Source organism: Mesorhizobium sp. M1399 (assembly GCF_040317735.1).
In the GTDB taxonomy this organism is placed as follows: Bacteria; Pseudomonadota; Alphaproteobacteria; order Rhizobiales; family Rhizobiaceae; genus Mesorhizobium.
The window spans coordinates 1-18,102 of the sequence record NZ_JAMYKZ010000023.1; the positions used below are offsets into that span (position 1 = coordinate 1).

16 protein-coding genes are annotated in these 18,102 nt (G+C 63.3%); 2 read left to right on the forward strand and 14 right to left on the reverse strand.

Annotation, left to right across the window (positions count from 1 at the left end; genetic code table 11):
* Positions 1–135 precede the first annotated feature (135 nt).
* The 8 genes from NKH05_RS28600 to NKH05_RS28635 all read right to left on the reverse strand — a co-directional run bounded on the left by NKH05_RS28600 (position 136) and on the right by NKH05_RS28635 (position 9,535).
* Positions 136–459, reverse strand: coding sequence for a DUF736 domain-containing protein (locus NKH05_RS28600; protein WP_352693587.1), 324 nt, complete (start codon positions 457–459; stop codon positions 136–138).
* Between the two features lie 301 nt (positions 460–760).
* Positions 761–1,027, reverse strand: coding sequence for a hypothetical protein (locus tag NKH05_RS28605; protein WP_352707514.1), 267 nt, complete (start codon positions 1,025–1,027; stop codon positions 761–763).
* 144 nt (positions 1,028–1,171) lie between these two features.
* Positions 1,172–1,705, reverse strand: coding sequence for a hypothetical protein (locus NKH05_RS28610; RefSeq protein ID WP_352707516.1), 534 nt, complete (start codon positions 1,703–1,705; stop codon positions 1,172–1,174).
* 292 nt (positions 1,706–1,997) lie between these two features.
* Positions 1,998–2,417, reverse strand: a complete 420-nt coding sequence (locus NKH05_RS28615; RefSeq protein WP_352785817.1) for a hypothetical protein — start codon at positions 2,415–2,417, stop codon at positions 1,998–2,000.
* Entirely contained in the window at positions 2,407–2,667 is a 261-nt protein-coding gene (locus NKH05_RS28620; protein WP_352785795.1) for a type II toxin-antitoxin system prevent-host-death family antitoxin, read from the reverse strand. Before NKH05_RS28620 ends, NKH05_RS28615 begins: the two co-directional genes overlap by 11 nt.
* 61 nt (positions 2,668–2,728) lie before the next feature.
* Positions 2,729–3,670 (reverse strand): DUF2493 domain-containing protein, encoded by a 942-nt coding sequence (locus NKH05_RS28625; protein WP_353016833.1) that lies wholly within the window; start codon positions 3,668–3,670, stop codon positions 2,729–2,731.
* Between the two features lie 247 nt (positions 3,671–3,917).
* Complete coding sequence (locus NKH05_RS28630) at positions 3,918–4,961, reverse strand: DUF7146 domain-containing protein (protein WP_352785801.1); 1,044 nt, start codon at positions 4,959–4,961, stop codon at positions 3,918–3,920.
* Positions 4,962–4,972: 11 nt separating this feature from the next.
* Positions 4,973–9,535 carry a strawberry notch-like NTP hydrolase domain-containing protein gene (locus NKH05_RS28635; protein ID WP_353026689.1) on the reverse strand — a complete coding sequence of 1,521 codons (4,563 nt, stop codon included), beginning with the start codon at positions 9,533–9,535 and terminating at the stop codon, positions 4,973–4,975.
* Between the two features lie 185 nt (positions 9,536–9,720).
* Between NKH05_RS28635 and NKH05_RS28640 the strand changes: the two genes are divergently transcribed.
* Positions 9,721–10,914 (forward strand): DUF1173 domain-containing protein, encoded by a 1,194-nt coding sequence (locus NKH05_RS28640; protein ID WP_353016828.1) that lies wholly within the window; start codon positions 9,721–9,723, stop codon positions 10,912–10,914.
* Between the two features lie 36 nt (positions 10,915–10,950).
* On the opposite strand, the gene NKH05_RS28645 is transcribed toward NKH05_RS28640, so the two are convergent.
* Complete coding sequence (locus tag NKH05_RS28645) at positions 10,951–11,634, reverse strand: transposase (RefSeq protein WP_353016826.1); 684 nt, start codon at positions 11,632–11,634, stop codon at positions 10,951–10,953.
* 241 nt (positions 11,635–11,875) lie between these two features.
* Here NKH05_RS28645 and NKH05_RS28650 point away from each other — a divergent pair, with 241 nt between their 5' ends.
* Positions 11,876–12,334, forward strand: coding sequence for a hypothetical protein (locus NKH05_RS28650; RefSeq protein WP_353026690.1), 459 nt, complete (start codon positions 11,876–11,878; stop codon positions 12,332–12,334).
* Between the two features lie 186 nt (positions 12,335–12,520).
* On the opposite strand, the gene NKH05_RS28655 is transcribed toward NKH05_RS28650, so the two are convergent.
* The 5 genes from NKH05_RS28655 to NKH05_RS28675 all read right to left on the reverse strand — a co-directional run bounded on the left by NKH05_RS28655 (position 12,521) and on the right by NKH05_RS28675 (position 18,053).
* Entirely contained in the window at positions 12,521–13,168 is a 648-nt protein-coding gene (locus NKH05_RS28655; protein ID WP_353026691.1) for a DUF1419 domain-containing protein, read from the reverse strand.
* Positions 13,169–13,252: 84 nt separating this feature from the next.
* A complete protein-coding gene (locus NKH05_RS28660; protein WP_352707434.1) occupies positions 13,253–13,645 on the reverse strand; it encodes a hypothetical protein in 393 nt (130 codons plus the stop codon).
* 259 nt (positions 13,646–13,904) lie between these two features.
* On the reverse strand, positions 13,905–16,058 hold the full coding sequence (locus NKH05_RS28665; RefSeq protein ID WP_352707436.1) for a ParB/RepB/Spo0J family partition protein: 2,154 nt from the start codon (positions 16,056–16,058) through the stop codon (positions 13,905–13,907).
* 279 nt (positions 16,059–16,337) lie between these two features.
* Positions 16,338–17,534, reverse strand: coding sequence for a DUF932 domain-containing protein (locus tag NKH05_RS28670; RefSeq protein ID WP_353016816.1), 1,197 nt, complete (start codon positions 17,532–17,534; stop codon positions 16,338–16,340).
* A 351-nt stretch (positions 17,535–17,885) separates the two neighbouring features.
* Positions 17,886–18,053, reverse strand: coding sequence for a hypothetical protein (locus NKH05_RS28675; RefSeq protein WP_352707439.1), 168 nt, complete (start codon positions 18,051–18,053; stop codon positions 17,886–17,888).
* Positions 18,054–18,102 lie beyond the last annotated feature (49 nt).

An 18,102-nucleotide genomic window follows, 5' to 3' on the forward strand; every position in this document is an offset into this window, starting at 1 on the left:
GGTTCCCTTTTTACTGGTTTGGTTGGGGGGTGCCTTTTTCGTTTGCGGGGCCATGTTACTTTTTTTTTTTCGGCGATTTTTCCACCCTTTTTTGGGGGGGGGGCCGCGGCCCCTTCCGGGGGCCGCCCGCCGATGTCACTGGGGGTTGTTCCAGAGGATGACCTTCTTGTTTTCCTCGCCACCCGGGGCGGGAGCGAGATTGCCGAAGATCACGCCGATCTCGGGGGCTTCCAGCTTGACCGAGAGGTACTCCTCGCCCGAACGTTGGGAGGTGCGGTGCCAGCCGGCTCCGATCTCGAAGCCCGTGCGCTTGTTGACGATCCGGTAGTCCGGCGCGTCCTCGCGCGACTTGTTGGTGTTCGGGATGAGGGTGATCGGGGCATTGACCCGGAGCGTGGCAAAGACGCCTTCCATCGAGCCGTCGGACTTGGTGGTGAGGTTTGCGATCGTGGTGGCCATGGTAGTTCTCCTTCGGTTGCATCGGGACCATTCCCGATGGCGCCAAAGGAGAGGGCCGTCCTGCTGCGGTCATCTCGGCGAAAATTCTGGAAAATTCTATTTGCCGAAAAATAGCGGGCAGGCCCTTCGCCTGTCCGCGGACAAAAACAGAAATCGAATTTTCCAGAATTTTCGCCGAGTGTACCCCCAACGGGGGTTGACCGCACAAAGCAGGCGGTCGTCTACAAAGGCGACATGAAACGGGAATGGCCCCGGATGCGAGCGAAGGAGAAGAACTCAGGCCGCCATCGCTTGGCCGACTCTACGCTGCCGGATCGCTGGAACATGCTGCAGCCTCTCGGGTCATGTCGTCGACATCGCCAACCCATCGAACAGCAGCCCGGCGCGTGAACCGCTTGGCATGTTCGGTATTGCGGCAGAGCGGTTTCGAGATCGGGGCCGGCTGGCAGCGGCCTTCACGCCCCTCGGGGGATGATACCGCGCAGTCAGGTTGGATGATCCGGCAAGCCAGCATGTTGTTCGGCACGCCTGCACCCGCTTCAAAGGCGAGAAGCGTCAAGATGATCATCCGCACAACGCCCCGCGGCTCTGCGCGTGGACCGGTTTCGAAAGGGGCCGGCTCCGTCCGCACATACAAGTGGATTAGGCGGCGAGGAGCCGGATCAACATATCTGATTGAACCCGCCGGGCTGTCAGGGGGACCGCCCGTACATCATCTTGGCAACGCCCGACGCTCGTCCGGCGTCATGCGGGCTTCGGCTTGGCGGCGAATGTCCGGACCGACATGGCGGAGCATGGCGCACCAGTCTTCCACATTGTACGTCGTCGCCATGCTGCCCCTGGCCAGATCGTAAATGACGCACGGCTTGTTCGCGATGGCGAGCCGAAGCACGTTGACGGCCGTCCCGGGTGATGCGCCATCCCAGATCATCATGCCAAAGTCGGCGCGCCGCGCCATCTCCCGGTCTTTGGCAGCGTGGAACCAATACCCGTGAGCGCCTTCAGGAGACGGGACATGGTAGGCAGCCCAGTCGCCCAGATTGTTGCGAGGTTCCTTGCCCGCATGGAAGACCCCGACATGTTCGTAGCCGTAGCCAGCGAGCAGGCCCTGCGCCTCGGCATCGGCCCCAGACGCGTCGCCAATCAGCACGCCGTGCTCTGCAGCGACGATCGCGCCGATGCGAGCGATGGCAGGTTCCGGCAGCTCGAATATCTCGCGTGATCCACCTATGAATATCATCGACATCGTGACTTTCCCTTCTCTCTAGCGCCCCCCGCCCCGCGCCGGCCGCCCTCTCCCTCGCCCCTGCGAGAGGGATCGTCACCCGAAGGCCGAGACGGCGAAAGCCGGCTCGGGGAGCGGCGAGGCGCCGCGACTAGAGCCCGGCCGGCCGTAGGCCGGCGCGCCCGGACCCTGCCGCTGCCGGAGGCGCTACGCGCATCTGGCTAGTGGCGCTTCGCGCTTGGAGCTAGTGGTCTTTGTCGGCCAGCCAGAGGCTCACGTCCTGGATCGAGCGCATGGCCGCGAAAAGAGAACGTCAATCCAGACGGCTGACGCGGCGGCCCTCGCTGCGCGCTTCGATAAAGGCGCCTGCGATCTTCATCATGAACGCCTTGCTGAAACGACCGAGGGGCTTACCGTCGGATTCGATGTACCAGGAGCGTTCGGCAATATCGTAGTTGTATTCGTCAACCACGATCCAGCAGCGTTTGAGATCGGTCAGACCGGCGCGGCGGCACTCGATAGCGGAGACTTCCAAACCGACCCGATCGCTGGTCGGTGGCTGGGTGGTTATCGCCAGGAGCGCGAGATGGGTCAGGCCATCTCTTGCGCCGCGGACAGCGATGACCACGCAGGTCGGCCGGCTCTTGCGGCCTTCCGTTTCGCCGCGCTCGTGTTGCCATGCCCAAAGATACGGGTAGGAGATCACCTGACCAGGCAGAAATCTACCGATCATCATCGTATCCTTCCCCGCGCGCCAATCGATCGATCTCGGCGGCGAAGAGTTCCGTATGTTCCTCCGGCATCTCGGAGACATGGTATGCGCGGCGGGGATCGCCGCCGATGCGCATCCGTTCGTAGTGCTCGTAGCTCATCAGCACGAACCGGGGTTTCCGGTGCTTGGTGAGAATAACGGGTTCGCGGCTGGCAACGTCGGTGACGTCGCCAACCTGCTTGTTGAGATCTCCGGTCGTGAACTGGCGCATGCTGGCCTCCTTATCGATCTCCATATTATCTGGATTGTCTGGATTTGCAAGAAAACGGCGCTCACGCGCCGCCTTCCGCGAACCGCCAGACGGGGATGCCTAGCCGACGCGCCTTGTCGGCAAGGTTCTCGGTAATGCCGGAGCCGGGAAATACGATCAGGCCGTAAGGCACCACCGAGAGAAGCTGGTCGTTGCGGCGGAACGGAGCCGCCTTGGCGTGCCGGGTCCAATCCGGCTTGAAGGCGATCTGGGTGACCTTGCGGTTCTCGGCCCAGCAGGCGGCAATACGCTCAGCGCCGCGCGGGCTGCCGCCGTGGAGCAGAACCATGTCGGGATGCTTGTCGCGGGCCTTGTCGAGCGCCTCCCAGATCCGGTCGTGATCGTTGCAGTCGAGGCCGCCGGCGAAGGCGATCTTGGTGCCGGCCGGGACGAGCACCTCGGTTTCGGCGTGGCGGCGGGCGGCGAGGAAATCTCTGGAGTCGATCACCGCCGCTGTCATCGCCTGGTGGCTGACCTTGGAGCCGGTGCGCGGCCGCCATGCCGATCCGGTCTGCGCCTCGTATAGGTCGGCGGTCTCATCGCGCATGATTTCGAGCACATTGCGGCGCTCGATATAGCTGATGCCTTCCGCGGTCAGCCGCTCCAGCTCGACGGACTTTACCTCCGATCCGTCCTGCTCCTGCTGACTCGAGCGCTGCGCCTCCTCATTGCGGTCGAGGCTGCGGGCGACGCGCTCGGCGGCACGGTGGAAGACGTTTGCGAAGGACCAGAGCAGGTCGTCGAGATCGGGTTCGAGCCTGGTGTCGCCAAGCATGCCGGCGAAGGTCTCGACGATCCCGGCGAGGCCGGCCCGGATCACTTCGTCGTCGGGAAGTGGCCGAGGATCAGGTTCGTCCTGATGCGGGCGATGGCCGTACATCTGCAGTTCGAGGATGACGCGGTCGGTCGGCGAGGAGGCGTGGTAGGGCTCGTAGGCGTCTTCGAGAGGAAGCTCGTAGGTCATGGCGTGTCTCCGTCGGTTATGGCCGCGCCTATCGCGGCCTGACAGCGCATCCCGGCCGCGCGCCGGGCGCGGCCGCACCGAAGGCCGGAGCGCGAGCGGAGGACGGCGCAGCCGTTGCGGCCGTGACCGGGGGGTGGCAGGGGTCGCCTCTCAGGCAGGCCGCGGGCGCGGCTTCTCCGGTGGACCGCCGCCATGTCTGCAGGCTGTCCGGCGACGCCGCGCCGGCCCGCGTGCCGGCCCGACCCATTCATCCGGGCGGCAGGAAGAGACGGGCATCCTCCGGGACGAGCTGGTCACTGAGCCATGCTGCGAGATGGGCCGGGCCGAGATGACGCAGGTCGTCGTTGAAATCGCCGAGCTGCGGCCGCAACACCAGGGCGAGGATCCCGGCTTGGCCGGCTCGCTGGCTGAGACGCTCGATGCCGTGCCGGCCGGCGGCATCGGCATCGGCCGCGATATAGAGGCGACGGCAGCCAAGCGGGAAGGTCAGGCCGGCGAGGTGATTGGCCGAAGTGGCGGCGGCAACCGGCAGCGCCGGCATCACCACCTTAAGCGACGCCATCGTCTCGAACCCCTCGCCGGCGGCCATGACCGAGACGGGCGCACCGGGCTGGTGGCCAAGCCAGATGCCGTTGCCAAGGAGATTCCCCAGCGAACGGCGTGGATCCGCGAGTTGCGCCTTGCCCTGACCCGAAGGATCAAGCCAGGTGCGTTGTAGGCCGGTGATACGCCCGTCGAGGCTGGTGACAGCGGCAATGAGCGCAGGTAGGGTCTGCGTCTCGCCCGTCACGAGATCCCTGCAGTAGCAGCCGGGATGGAAGCGCACGGCACGCTCATGCGCGGAAAGCAGGATGCCGCGGCCGGCGAGGTATCGTTCGGCCAACGTGCCGGCGATCGGCTGCGACATGGCGAACAGGCGACGCGCCGCGTCAGGCGAGCCGGGTGCCGCGGCAGGCTGGCGTTGCGCGCCAGGAGCGTGGGGCGGTGGCAGCGGCACGGAGAGGAAGCGACGCGCTTCATCCGCGACGTCACGGAAATCAACAAGACCGCAGCTTTCTCGGATGACATCGAGCAGATCGCCAAACTCAGACGTCGCCTCGTCGACCCACCTACCCGCCGGGCCTTTCGCGTTGGCTTTCAGCCGCACATGCATGGAACGGCCGCGCGTGTTGCGGACATCGCCGACCATCCAGTAATTGCCGGAGCGATGGCCGTTGGAGAGATATTCGCGGCACACCGCCTCGGCATGATCGCCAAGGCGGCGTGCCAGCTCTGAGGCCGAGCCGGTCATCATCAGCTCCCTCAAGCCGCCGAGGTGCGGTCGGTGACGCCAACCAGCGTATGGCGGTCGAGGAGCGCGGCGAGGATGGCAGACCCTTGCGCGGACGTTGGGATGAACAGCCGGAGCTTCCAGGAGATGATCTCGGAGATCAGCCCCAGCGCCTTCAGCCGCGGAACCATGGCGTCGGTGAAGCCGATCAATTCGACACGGTAGTCGTTCATGACGCGGCCGCGGCGCAGAATCAGGCCATCGGCGAGTTGCAGTCCGATCCGTCCGTCGACAAGCCCGGTCCAGGCATCTTCCGGCGCGAGCTTGGGTACATCGTCGAGCCCCAGATTGCGGAACATGGTGGCGACAAGCGTCGGGGCGATGTGACGCCCGATGATGCGTTCGCCGGCATCGGTCTGGATCCGGTAGACCTGACAATCATGGTCTGGCAACCGCCGCCAGATCGGCAACAGCAGACCCGTCACGATGTGGAAAGTGCTGGTGGTGAACTCCGGGACGGCGTCGATTTCTGCCTGCCAAAGCTCGCGGAACAGGTTTCGGTCGGTCGGCTGCCAGTGGGTTTCGGCAAGGGCGTCGAGACCGAAGCGCAGCTCGTCGGTCGGCCGCAGCAGCCGCACGCGGTGTTCTATCGTGCCGTCGTCGAGCATCAAGCTCGCCGTCGGCAGCCGGATCGCCGCACGGCTGGACCGGGCGTTCACCAGCAGAACCGATTGGGGCTCCGCCCGGACGATGGCCAGCGCGTCGACCAGCCCGAGCGGCCGGATGCGGTCCTTGCGCGCGACGGTGAGCACGTGCGACTGGGCGCCGGAGACCGGATGGGTATAGACGGTCCTACGATCAGTGACGACGATGCTCTCCGCCGTGATCGTCTCCAGACCCTTGTCATAATTGCCGGCGGCGATGGCGCCTTCGATCTTTGCTGCCATCAGTTGCTCGAACACCTCGAACAGCAGGTTCTGGGTTTCGATGCGCAACGCCAGCAGGCGATTGAGCCAGGTCGTGATTGGCGGCAGCTCGTCCCGCAATCCGCCGTCGTCACTCGTCAGCGACAGCCCGGTCACCGTCTCGAAGGTCGTGAGCGAGCAGCCCTCGATCTTGCCCTGGTGCAGCAGATGATAGAACTGCCGCAGCGCCGCTCGGGCGTAGGCGCTTTCGAGATTGTCTTCGGCACGGAACAGCCCTGCCCCGCCGGTCTGGCGCTGACCGCGCGTGATCGCGCCCAGCGTGTCGAGCCGGCGTGCGATCGTCGACAGGAAGCGCTTGCCGGCCTTTACATTGGCGGCCATGGGCCGGAACAGCGGCGGTTGCTTCTGATTTGTGCGATGGGTCCGACCGAGACCCTGGATGGCGTTGTCGGCGCGCCAGCCGGCCTCGAGCAGATAGTGCTTGCGCAGCCTCTGGTTCCTGACACCGAGATCAGCGTGGTAGGAGCGGCCAGTGCCGCCGGCGTCGGAGAAGACCAGAACGCGCTTGTCGTCATCCATGAAACTCTGGGTCTCGGCCAGATTGGCCGAGCCGGCGCGGTTTTCCACGGCCAGCCGGTCGATACGGTCGCGGCCGGATTTCTTGACGATGCGGCGCGAGCGGCCGGTCACCTCGGCAACCGTGTCGGTGCCAAAGTGATGGATGATCTGGTCAAGGGCACTGCCGACCGGCGGCAACGACGCAAGCCGCTCGACCATCTCGTCGCGCCGCCGAACTGCCTCGCGGCACTGGACCGGGTTGCCATCTTCGTCGTGCACAGGCCGCGAATACACATTGCCTTCGGCGTCCGAGTATTCCTCGAACAGCTGGATGGGGAAGGAATGCATCAAGTACCCGCCGACATACTCCCGCGGCGTGACGTCGACATGCAGGTCCGACCATTCCTCGGTCGGGATCTCGGCAAGGCGTCGTTCCATCAGCGCCTCGCCGGTCGAAACGATCTGCACGACTGCCGAATGACCTTCGAGCCGATCCTGCTCAATCGCGCCGATCAGAGTCGGCGTCATCATCGAGGTGATCAAATGCGAGAAAAAACGTTGCTTGGTACTTTCAAAGGCCGAGCGCGCCGCCGATTTTGCGTTGCGGTTCAGCGTGCCGGACTCGCTGGTGATGTTGGTCGCCTCGAGTGCGGCGGTCAGGTTGTTGTGAATGACCTGGAAGGCGTCGGCATAGGCGTTGTAGATGCGGATCTGCTCCTCGGTCAGCGCGTGCTCGAGCAGGTCGTATTCGACACCGTCATAGGAAAGCGAACGCGCTGTATAGAGGCCGAGCGACTTGAGATCGCGGGCGAGCACTTCCATCGCCGCGACACCGCCGTCCTCGATCGCGGCGACGAATTCGGCACGGTTGGCGAATGGAAAATCCTCGCTGCCCCAGATGCCGAGACGTTGCGCATAGGCGAGGTTCTCGACGGCGGTCGCACCGGTCGCGGAGACGTAGACAATGCGGGCATCGGGCAGCGCGTGCTGCAGCCGCAGTCCCGCCCTGCCCTGTTGCGAGGGCGCGACGTCGCCACGCTCACTTTTGCCGCCAGCGGCGTTAGCCATGGCGTGGGCCTCGTCAAAGACGATGACGCCATCGAAAGATTTTTTCGCCCCCGACGGGTTTTCTCCAATCCCTGTCTGGCTTTCTTTAATCCCTGTCTGGCTTTCGGGCCTCCCCGCCAAGTTTCCTCTGTTCCCCGTCGGGCCTTCGTCCCTCCTGGCCTCTTGGCCGACCCAGTCGAGTATCTGGGCGATCCGGGATTTCTTGCCCTCCCGCTCTTGCGAGCGCAGGGTCGCGTAGGTCGTGAACAGGATGCCCTCGGCAAGGCGGATCGGCGTGCCCTGCCGATAGCGCGAGAGTGGCTGCACGAGAAGTTTTTCCTGGCCGAGTGCTGCCCAATCGCGCTGGGCGTCTTCCAGCAATTTGTCCGACTTGGAAATCCAGATCGCACGGCGGCGGCCCTGTAGCCAATTGTCGAGGATGATGCCGGCGACCTGCCGTCCCTTGCCGCAGCCGGTTCCGTCACCCAAAAACCATCCGCGGCGGAAGCGGACCGCGTTCTCAGCACCTTCTGGCGCGGCGGAGACGACATCGCAGGTCTCGTCAACAGTCCAGGCGCCGGTGAGATGGCCGCAATGGGCTTCGCCGGCATAGATGACACTTTCGAGTTGGGCGTCTGACAGCAGGCCCTCGTCGATGATCGCATCAGGAAGAAGCGGCCGATAGGAAGGCTTTGGCGGCGCGACGGCGGCCATTGCGGCCGACTGCACGAGCGACGTCGGATGCGGTTTCGCGCGGGGAATGTCAATCGACTGGAGCGCATAGGGTTCGTAGATCGTGTCGGTGAGCCGGCCGCCCTCCTCCGGCATCCAGTCGCGCAGCTCATAGGCGAGGGGGACAGCCGGCGTGCTGTTTGCCATGACCTGGCGGGCGGGCTTCGCCCGCGCAGTCGGGCGGACCGATTGGATGGCCTTCGGAGCAGCCGTTGAGGCACCGAGGGGTGCGGCTCTCGCTCCCGATTGGGCAATGTGCATGGCGGCATTGCGCACGATGCCGTTGGACAATGTACCGATCGAGTCCGGAAAGCCGCCCGGTGTCCGGGGCGGCAGATCCGTGATCCAGGAGAGCAGCGTTTCGACATCCGTGGCCTTGCCCGGCGAGCCGGAGAAGCTGGTTGGGTCGTTAGCAGGAACTTTGTCGATGATGGTCAAGCGGGTCTCAGCCGTCGTCCCATGGCGGGCGTAGACACGGCCGTCGATCGCTGCGGTGAAGACGGTGGTGCCCTGCTGCTGCAACCGTTCGAAGGCCGGCCGCCATTTGGAGTTTTCGGGAGACAGCCCGGAGCCGGTGACGGCAACGAGGCGTCCGCCCGGAAGCAGGCGTGCGAATGCGGAAGAGAGGTGCCGCCATGCGGCATCGGCGACATGGCCGTCGACATATGCGCCGACGCTGAAGGGTGGATTCATCAGCACGACGGACGGCTCCATGGCCGCGTCGAGATGATCGTCGATATGGGCGGCGTCGTGCCGCGAGACGGGAACGCGCGGGAACAGAAGGCCGAGGAGATCGGCGCGTGTCGCTGAAAGCTCGTTGAGAGCGATCGAGGCGCGCGCCATCTCGGCATGGACGGCGAGCAGACCGGTGCCGGCCGAGGGTTCGAGAACGAGGTCGCAAGATGAGATCGCCGCGGCGTGCGCCGTGACGAAGGCCAGCGGCAAGGGCGTGGAGAGCTGCTGCATGGCCTGGCTCTCGTCGGACCGTCGCGTATGAGTGGGAAGAAGTTCGGCGATGCGCTTCATCATCGCCAGCGTCGCCTGCGGCGTGGTGGACCGGGACAGGATCGCTGCTCCGAACCGGCGCAGAAACAGCACCTGGGCGGTTTCGAGCGCCTCATAGGCGTCTTTCCAGACCCAGAACCCTTGCGCATCGCTGCCGCCAAAACTTGTCGTCATGGTGGTGCGCAGTTCCGCAGTGGTGACAGACTTGCCCTGCTCGAGGAACGGCAGAAGCCGCATTGCCGCCTGATAGATCGCCTGGGCGTTGTTGATGGGGACGTGCCTCGGCGCGTCGAGGGGAGCGGCAGCTGTGGTCGAAACGATGTTCATGGAGATGTCCTTCGCGAGAGGGGAGAGGCGCCCGCGCCGACACTCTCTGCGCGCCAGCCGGGCCGCATTCCTCCCGGCTCCCCTCTGCCTCTGGCGCCGATGCACCAAATGGGTTGCGCTCTGCGCAAAGCCATGACTTGAATGCGCGCACAGGGATGCGGCGGCGACCTGGAGCGGCGGAGGTGATGCGACGGTTCAGAATTGGCAGTGAGGTTTACGAGGGGGCAGCGCCTGACCTGCAGGCGGCGTTGGCGAGCGCCTATGCCCGCACCGAGCGTCCGCTGTGCCTGTGCCGCGAGCCAGGCTGCCCGATGTATATCGCCCGCATCGGCGACCTTCACCTGATCAAGCGCATGCCGCTGAGCGGCGGCGGACATGATCCATCCTGTGATTCCTATGAATCACCTTACGAACTGTCCGGTCTGGGCGCCTTGATGGGCAGCGCGATAAAGCTCGATCCGCAAAGCGGCATGGCGGCCCTCAAATTGGACTTCAGCCTGTCCAAGACGGGGAGCCGGGCAGCGTCCGTGCCTGCGGGGCAAAGTTCCGCCAGCGTAACCGCCGATCCCAGGGGGATGTCGCTGCGTGGCCTGCTTCATTATCTCTGGCACGAGGCCGAACTGACGGTCTGGACATCCCGATGGGCCGGCAAGCGACATTGGTGGAATGTCCGCTGGCATCTGCTCGAGGCTGCCGGGCAAATGACGGTGAGGGGCGGACCGCTCGCGGATATCCTGTTCGTGCCCGAGCCGTTTCGCGCCGAGAACAAGGAAGCCATCGAACAGCGTCGCAACGCGGTTCTCGGCACGGCGCTCCCGCCGAAATCCGGTCCCCGAAAGTTGCTCGTCCTGGTCGGCGAGGTGAAGGAGATCGTGCCCGCCCGCTCCGGTCAGAAACTCGTCATCAGGCATTTGCCCGGTTTTCCCTTCATGATCGACGATGCATTGCATCGCCGCTTGCAGGTGCGATTTGAGAAAGAATTGTCGTTGTGGGCAGCGGATTCCAGCTCGCATCTCATGACGATCGCGACGTTCGGACTGAACCCGGCCGGCCTCGCCATTGTCGAGGAGGTCGCGTTGATGGTGGTGTCCGAAAACTGGATTCCCTACGAGACGATCCCGGAGAAAAGGCTCGTCGATGGGCTCGCCCGCGTTCGTGAGAAGAGCGTGAAGGGATTGCGCTTTGACCTGCAACCCGACCAGCCGATCGCCAACGCATTGCTTCAGAACAGGGACGAGCCGATAGCGCTCTTTGTCGTTCCGGCCGGTGCGGACGAAGCGTTCGAGGCGTCGCTCGACGAAATGATCGCCACGCGTCCGGAGATCGGCTCCTGGGTGTGGCGGGTCGGCGAAGGCGATATGCCGCCGCTACCGCTCTGAGCGTCGGCGGAATTTCCGTCGATGCTTCAGTATGCCTTAGGCCAGGCCCAGCTTCTTCTTGAGCTCGGCATTTTCCTTGCGCAGACGGTCGGCCAGCAGGTTCTTGAGGCGCTTGTTTTCTTCTTCGAGTGCGACAAGATCGCGAAGATCGCCGCTGTCTGAAGAAGGTGCGGCAGCCCTCTTCCAATAATAGTAGGTCTGCTCCGATATGCCGGCCCCGCCGACCGCAATCTTGCTGGTCGCGCCGCCCGCGATCGATTTCTCGATCTGGGCAAGCTTCTGGGCGCGTTCCTTCTCAGAATATGTCTTGCGGGCGGTCTTCGCTGCCACGGGAGCTTCCGCCGCCTGGGCCGCAGGTTTCGCTCCGTTCTTGCGGACCGGCTTTTCGAGCTCTGCCTTCGCCTTCTTTGCTCGCGGAACTTTCTTCTTGGATTCAGGCACTTCCACCTTGGCTGGCGCTACTGTCGTCTGAACAGTCTGAGCGTCCTGAAAATCGGCCATAATATGCTCCGCTTTTGGTTTATCCCCTCCTTCAGCATCAATGGCTCTTATACTGAAGTCAATAACCTCTGAATTTGGCGACTGAGCACCGTCAGCCGGCTGCGTCATTTCCGTGACAATTTTGGACAGGTCGAGACCACCCCAGATCGAATGGGTTGACTTTTGCTTGCCGCGCTTCTGTTTCACTTCCACAACAAATGGCCGGATCTGGCGCTTCATACTGTGTTCCTTGATGTAGACGACTTGCAAACCAAGCCGCTGTTCGTGTTTGCGAGTATCGGAAGCGAAGGCATCTGTCGCTCTCGCCGTGCTTTATCGGAGAAGCGAGGCAACGAGCAAGCCATGTCTCATGGGCCTTTGGCGACCGGCTCAATCCGGGGCAAAACATCCATACTGAGAGGTGGATGTTCAGAGCTGCATCCATACACGCGATGCTAAGGCGTCTAGACGGCGGTGTGCGATGACTGTGCACAGTCCGGCTGGAGCGATTGCAATCCTTGTTTTCTTGGGAACTAATCTTCTCATGGCGGCGGATGAGCTGGACCCGCTTGTTTTCGGGATGGCGGTCGACAGCGTTCGTGCGCTTTCTGTTCCTTTCGCGGAAAAAGTCGAAGAAATCGCCCACAGAACACACGGCGTACTGCTTTTCAATTTGCGCATTGATGGCGACATGGAATTTCAGCGCGTCGCCGCCATCCGGTATCCAAGCAATCAGACAGGCGTTGTGGTACTGGATAAGCAAGGCTTATTGACTAGCCATTGCATGGTCAATGGCACTTTCTCCTCCTTCATCGTTCCATTGGAGGACTGGAACACGCTGCCGCTCGCAACGCAGGCCAGGACGAGTATCGCCGGCCCGGCCAGCCTGTTCATCGGCGCTTTACGCAATGCCGGATACCTCCCGCGTGGCAGGCACTGACCCCAAGTTTTGCTGAGGGCCGGATGCTTGTATCCTCGGGGCAGTTGGCCATACGGTCTGGCATGTCTCAACAGCTTGAGGATGGGCTGTACGCCGGTGCATCCATTGAGCCAAAGTAAGTCACCGTGATGGAGACGCTTCGCCGCCGAAGCGCGATTCTTATATGCCCATCGTCGTCTTTCTTCGTTAGCTCCGACGCACCCGCACTTTGGACAGGAACTCGTCGATCTCGAGATCCGACAGATCATCGAGCAGCTTGAAGGCAGCATCATGCCTTCCGGCGTTGACGAGAATCGTGCGTTTGCCGCGATGTTCGGCCCACCCGGTCTCGGGGTCTGCGTTGCGGGCGGTCCCCCTGAGTTCGACAGGGGTTATGTTCCAGATCGCCTCGAGCTTTTCCGAGCGGGTCATGCTGTCGCTCGCGCCGGTCTCGTGGGCGATGATGGCGGCGCGCATCTTGTCTGGCGACTGCCGATCCGTGAGATCGCAGAAGCCATGAAACCAGCGTTCGCGGCCCCGGATCCGGATCGCGAAGAATACGCTGGTGACGTTGCCGGCCTTATACTCAGACATTCCGAACATGCCGGTGCGCATGAAGAGCGGCGGCAGCAAATCGAGCATGAAATGATATTCTGACGCGTTGATCTCGAACCACTCGCCTGAATAGGGAGTGCCGGAAAGCGGATCGATACCGGGAGTGTCTTTGTGACGGCTGAACAGTTGGAACATCTGTTCGCGGGTGGCGACGCCGTCGAGCACCTTCCTGAAGGGTGGATGTGCGGTCATGGGGTTCTCCTGAAGGCAAGTCGGCCACGCGCGGCATCGCCGCGCCATGGCAACTGCTTGGTGTGTTGTGGTTGGCGACGGGCCGAGCCCGCGGCCGGCGCGTGCATCGGCGATGATGGGGTTTGCAGGGGTTCAGGCGGCGCGTCGTTCGGAGGAACGCGAAGCGTTTCGACCAACCCCGGTGATGGCACGGACGGCGGCGGCGAGCGCCGGGATGTCGTCCAGCATGCCGAGCGCAACGAAGTGGTTGGCCCCGCCAGTATAGTCCTTGCGGCCCTTGCAGGTGCGGATCAGGATGCCGTGACCTGAGGACAAACCGAACTGGCCGACCTGGATGTAGGCGCGGTCATGGTGCAGGGTAATTTCACCGGAAACGGCTATGCCCGCCTTGTTCGAGCGCAGGTCAAAGCTTCCCTGCGGCAGGGCAAGTTCGGCGGCGAGTTTCTTCAGCCGTGAACGGGCTATCGTGTGGAAACGTCTCTTCTGCTGCTCGTCGTAGGAGCAGCTTCTGTTCCAGTCGAACATGTCGATCTCCATGAAACGAATTTGGAGAAATTCTTCGATCGGGTGAACCACGACATCCTGATGGGTCTGGTGGCCAAACGGGTGCAGGACCGATCTCTGCTCCGGCTCATCCGCCGTTATCTGACGGCAGGTGTACTCGTGGGCGGGATGGTCGATCCGATGGCGCCCGGGGTCGCGATGGCGATCCCGGGCTTGAGAGTGAGTTGGAACTGGATTGGGCCCGGCGGGAGTGCCGGGCCCGGTGCGAGCGTGAGGCCGGTTATTCGGCGGCCTGGAGGTGGTCGGGCTCGTCGCCGTCGATGGTCACCGGCTCATCGGAGGACGGATCCGCATCGTCGGTGAGGAAGGCCGGCAGCTCCGCGGCATCGCCGTCGATAGCCGCGTCCTCCGACATCTCGCTGGCGGCCGCGTCGCCTGCATCGCCAGACACTTCATCGACATCAACGCGCAGCGGCTCCGGCAGCCAGCTTGATCCTTCGAGAAGACGGGCGGCTTCACGGGCCATGATGTCCTTCTTCATGTGGTCGATCAGCTGCGCGGAGTCTGCGCCACGAGCTTCACGGACAGCCTGCAGGATCCGCGCCTTGGTGAGCCGCCCGAGGAACTCGACGGTAGGCGTCCAGCCGGCGTCGACCATGTCGAACTGCAGCGAGCGGCCAAGCACGTCTGCATGCTCGAGCGCCTTCGCTCGCCTGTTCCAGGGTTCGACCACCGCATTGAGGGTCAGCGAGACGCAGTGCGCGAACAGCGCCTTGCGGCTTGCTTCATCGAGGCCGAGAAGGAAGTCCCAAAGGCCATCCGCCTCATCGGGCAAATCGCGGTCCCAGGCTTCGTGCCGCTCGGCGATCTCCTTGGCCCAGGATGTCTCGGCAAGACCGTCGACCTGGCCGAAGCTGCCGCTCTTCAGGCTGATCTCCAGGCACGTGTTCGGCGCGAAGCGATAGAAGACCTGCAGGACGAAGGCATGGAGTGCGGCGACGAAGGCGATGTCGACGTCACCAGCGAGCGCGTTGCGTAGCGCCAGCGTCCGCTGCGCGGTCAGGTCGAAGACGAGCCGATCGGGCAGTGGCTTGATGCCATCGTCCTCGCCGTCGTCGTCGCCCGAACCGTCGTGCACCGGTTTGCCGTTGACGACAACACCATCGCCATCGTCGTCGCCATTGGATCGGGTTTCGCCGTCGGAGCCCCCTTCCTCGCCCTCATCGACATCGCCGGTTTCGGTCCGCGGCTCGTCCTCGGACCGCACGAAACCGGCGTCGACCTGGAGCTTGCCGTCCGCGGCAAGCGTAACGAACACACCGGCAATGGCCTTCTGGGCGGGATCGTAGCTTTGAGGACGATCATCGATCGCATCGAGCTCGGAACCCAACTGGTCGAGCTTCGCCTCGATTGCTTCATCCGCATCCTCGGCCTTGGCATAGTCCGCATCCAGCTTGTCGTATTCGGCCTTCAGCGCGTCGTAGCGTTCGATCTCCTCAGCGCTGAGCTCCTGCGCCTCGGCGTAGATGCGCCGCATGCCGGAGGTGTGGCCATAGGGAAAGCTGATCGCCGCCTCGACCCATTTCCAGCCTTCGGCGCGGATCGCCTCGGCATCCACCTTCAGCCTGTCGAAGACAAGCTGCTCGAGGAGCGCCGCATCTTGGAACCAACCGCCAGAATCCTGCTCGAACAGGTCGCGAAGGATGACGCCGCCAGCTGCTTCATAGGCTTCGGCGCCGACATAGACGGCGCGGCGATCATCGGCCCGCACCGTCGTCTCCGTCAGCAGGCGCCTGATGTAGTAGGGTTCCTGCGTGTGCGAGCTGGCAATCCGCTCCCAGACCTGCTCCTGACGCGCATGATCATCCGAGATCGAGAACGCCATGATCTGTTCGAGCCGGATTTCATCCTTCTCATAGAGATTGAGAAGCTTCTGTGACACCGAGGCCAGCCGCAGGCGCTGTCTCACTGTCGCCGGCGATACGAAGAAGCGGGCGCCGATCTCGTCGGGATCGAGGCCCTGATCGCTGAGCGTCTTGAAGGCCCGAAACTGGTCGAGCGGGTGCAAGTCGGCGCGCCGCAGGTTTTCGGCAAGCGAATCCTCCTCGGCCGAGGTTTCCTGCCCACGATTGACGATGCAGGGGATTGGCTCATTCTTGGCCAGGCGCTTTTGCTTGATGAGGATGCCGAGCGCGAGATAACGCCGGCCGCCGGCGGGCACCTCGTACGTGCCGGTCTCCTCGCCCTCGCCGTCGAGCACGGGACGGACGTTCAGGCTCTGGATCAGCTTTCGCCGTCCGATGTCTTCGGCCAGCTGCTCAATCGACACGCCGTCCTTGATGCGCCGGACGTTTTTCTGCGACAGCATCAGCTTGTCATAGGGAATATTCTCCGCGGCGTTCATCGCGATCTTCTGAATGGCGTTCTTTGCCATGGCCAGGTTCTCCGTGACGGGCGGCCCGGGGCCTCTCCCCGAACCTCCAAGCCCGTCAGCAACCCTCCCCTCCCCCCTCTGCCTCCAGGCCTCACGCCGACCTGGCCCCGCTCGCGGATCTCGATGCGACCGGAGCCGCCCCAAGGATCCATGTTGGCGTCGCCGGCTTCTCCCACGAAAAAGGCGCGGTCCTCTTGCTTCGGAGGACCGCGCTGGGATTAATGGAGACGGCCCGGAGGCGAGGCCGGCGGCGAGAATTCGCTGCCGGCCTGTGCCGGATCAGGCGGCGAAATCGAGAAGCTTCTTAGCCCTACCCTCCATCTCCAGACGAACATCCTGATGCGATTTGTCGCGTGCGACCCGCGTGATGCCCTGCACGAAATCGAAAATCGATTCTGGCGGCCGGCCTTCCTCAAGCAGCACCGTATCGATAATCTTGGTGGTCTCGGACTTGGAGAAGCCCCGCTTGCGCAGGAAGCCCTGGCGATCTTCGTCGTCTCTGGCAACGATCCGTTGCCGCGCCGTCTTGATGCCGTTGACGAACGGCATGGGCGAGGAATCGGCAAACTGGATCAGCGCCGGCTCGGCTTCCAGGGCGAAACGGGAGGCCGCGTATTTTGAATGGCGGATGGTGATTTCCTCGAAATCTTCGACGCCCCACAGATTTCGATTCTGACACACTGCGCGCAGATAGAAGCTGGCGATCCCGAGGGTGCGGGCGCCGACTTCGGAATTCCAGCAGTAGAAGCCGCGGAAATAGAGATCCGGTTCCCCATTTGGCAGCTGCCCGGCCTCGATCGGGTTCAGATCGTCGACGAGGAACACAAAGACATCGCGATCTGACGCGTAGAGCGTCGTGGTGTCGCGGGAGATGTCGACGTGCGGATTGTAGATACCTGTCGACCAGTCGAGGACTCCCGGCACCTTCCAGCGCGTGTCGCCGGTACCGTTGCCGGCAATCTTCTGCACGGCGTCGATCAACTCTTCATCGAAAATCCTGCCGTAGTCCGGACCGGTTACGGCTCGCAGCTCAAGGCGTCCGTTCTCGATTTCCAGCGTCTTCACCTGCTCGGCGCGGTGGTTGAGGAGACCGTGCTGGAGATTAATCGCGGCGAGCGGGGCTGGAAGCTGCCGCAGATAGGTGGCCGGTGCGCCGACCAGGCTGGCGAGTTGGCCAAAACTCCAATGCGTGGGGGCAACAGGGGCAGGCGCATCGGGCAGCATTAGCCTTAGGCGCTCCGGATCGTCGCGGCTGGCCTCGACGCGGATCAGCTCACTTTCGACGATGCGGGTCTTGCTGCGCTCCGACCGGCTCTTCACGGCATTTCCAAGGTCGTTGAGCGACAGGTATCGCTCGTCCGCCGGCCGGTTGAACCATTCTGACGACACGCGGCCAATACGCTGGCCGCGGCTGACGTCGACCTTGTAACCGGCACGCTCGTTGCGCTTGGGCGCAAGAATTTCCATCTGGGTCATGGGTGTTGCTCCTTGGCGGGCGCCGGGAGCCTCTCTCCCGGACCTTTACCCGCCACCGCAACACGCCCGCCCTCTTCCTCTACCGGCACCCGCGCACCACTCAGCGTCGCCATTGCGGCAGCGGCCGCCTCAAGGCTGGCACCCAGGCTGGGGTTTCAGGAAAGCCCGCCCCTGGGACCTAGCGCCGCTCCATACGGGCGCGACAGAATTCCGCTGTGCTTTTTTGCGCAATAAGACGGGGGCCCATGCTGATTCAGATAGCGGTCTGCTGAAATTGGACAGGCAACTTGTCTTGAGATTGGGCAATTGTCATTTCTGTTCTGGCCCTAGCCAGAAATCTATAAATTGACCTTACGTCATGAAAGCCAATGTCATGAGATCGAGCAGAAAGTCGTCGATCGCATGTGTGAGCGCATCAGACCTTTGTTCGAATTGAAGTAGCAAGGCGCGCGCCTCTTCGATCGCGGCCCGGCAATCTTCTGCGTCAATCAGCGAATCGATCCTGTCAAAGATCTGCAAGCGTCCTCACTCTCCCCAAAGCCACACTCAGCGCATCGAACGCCGCTGG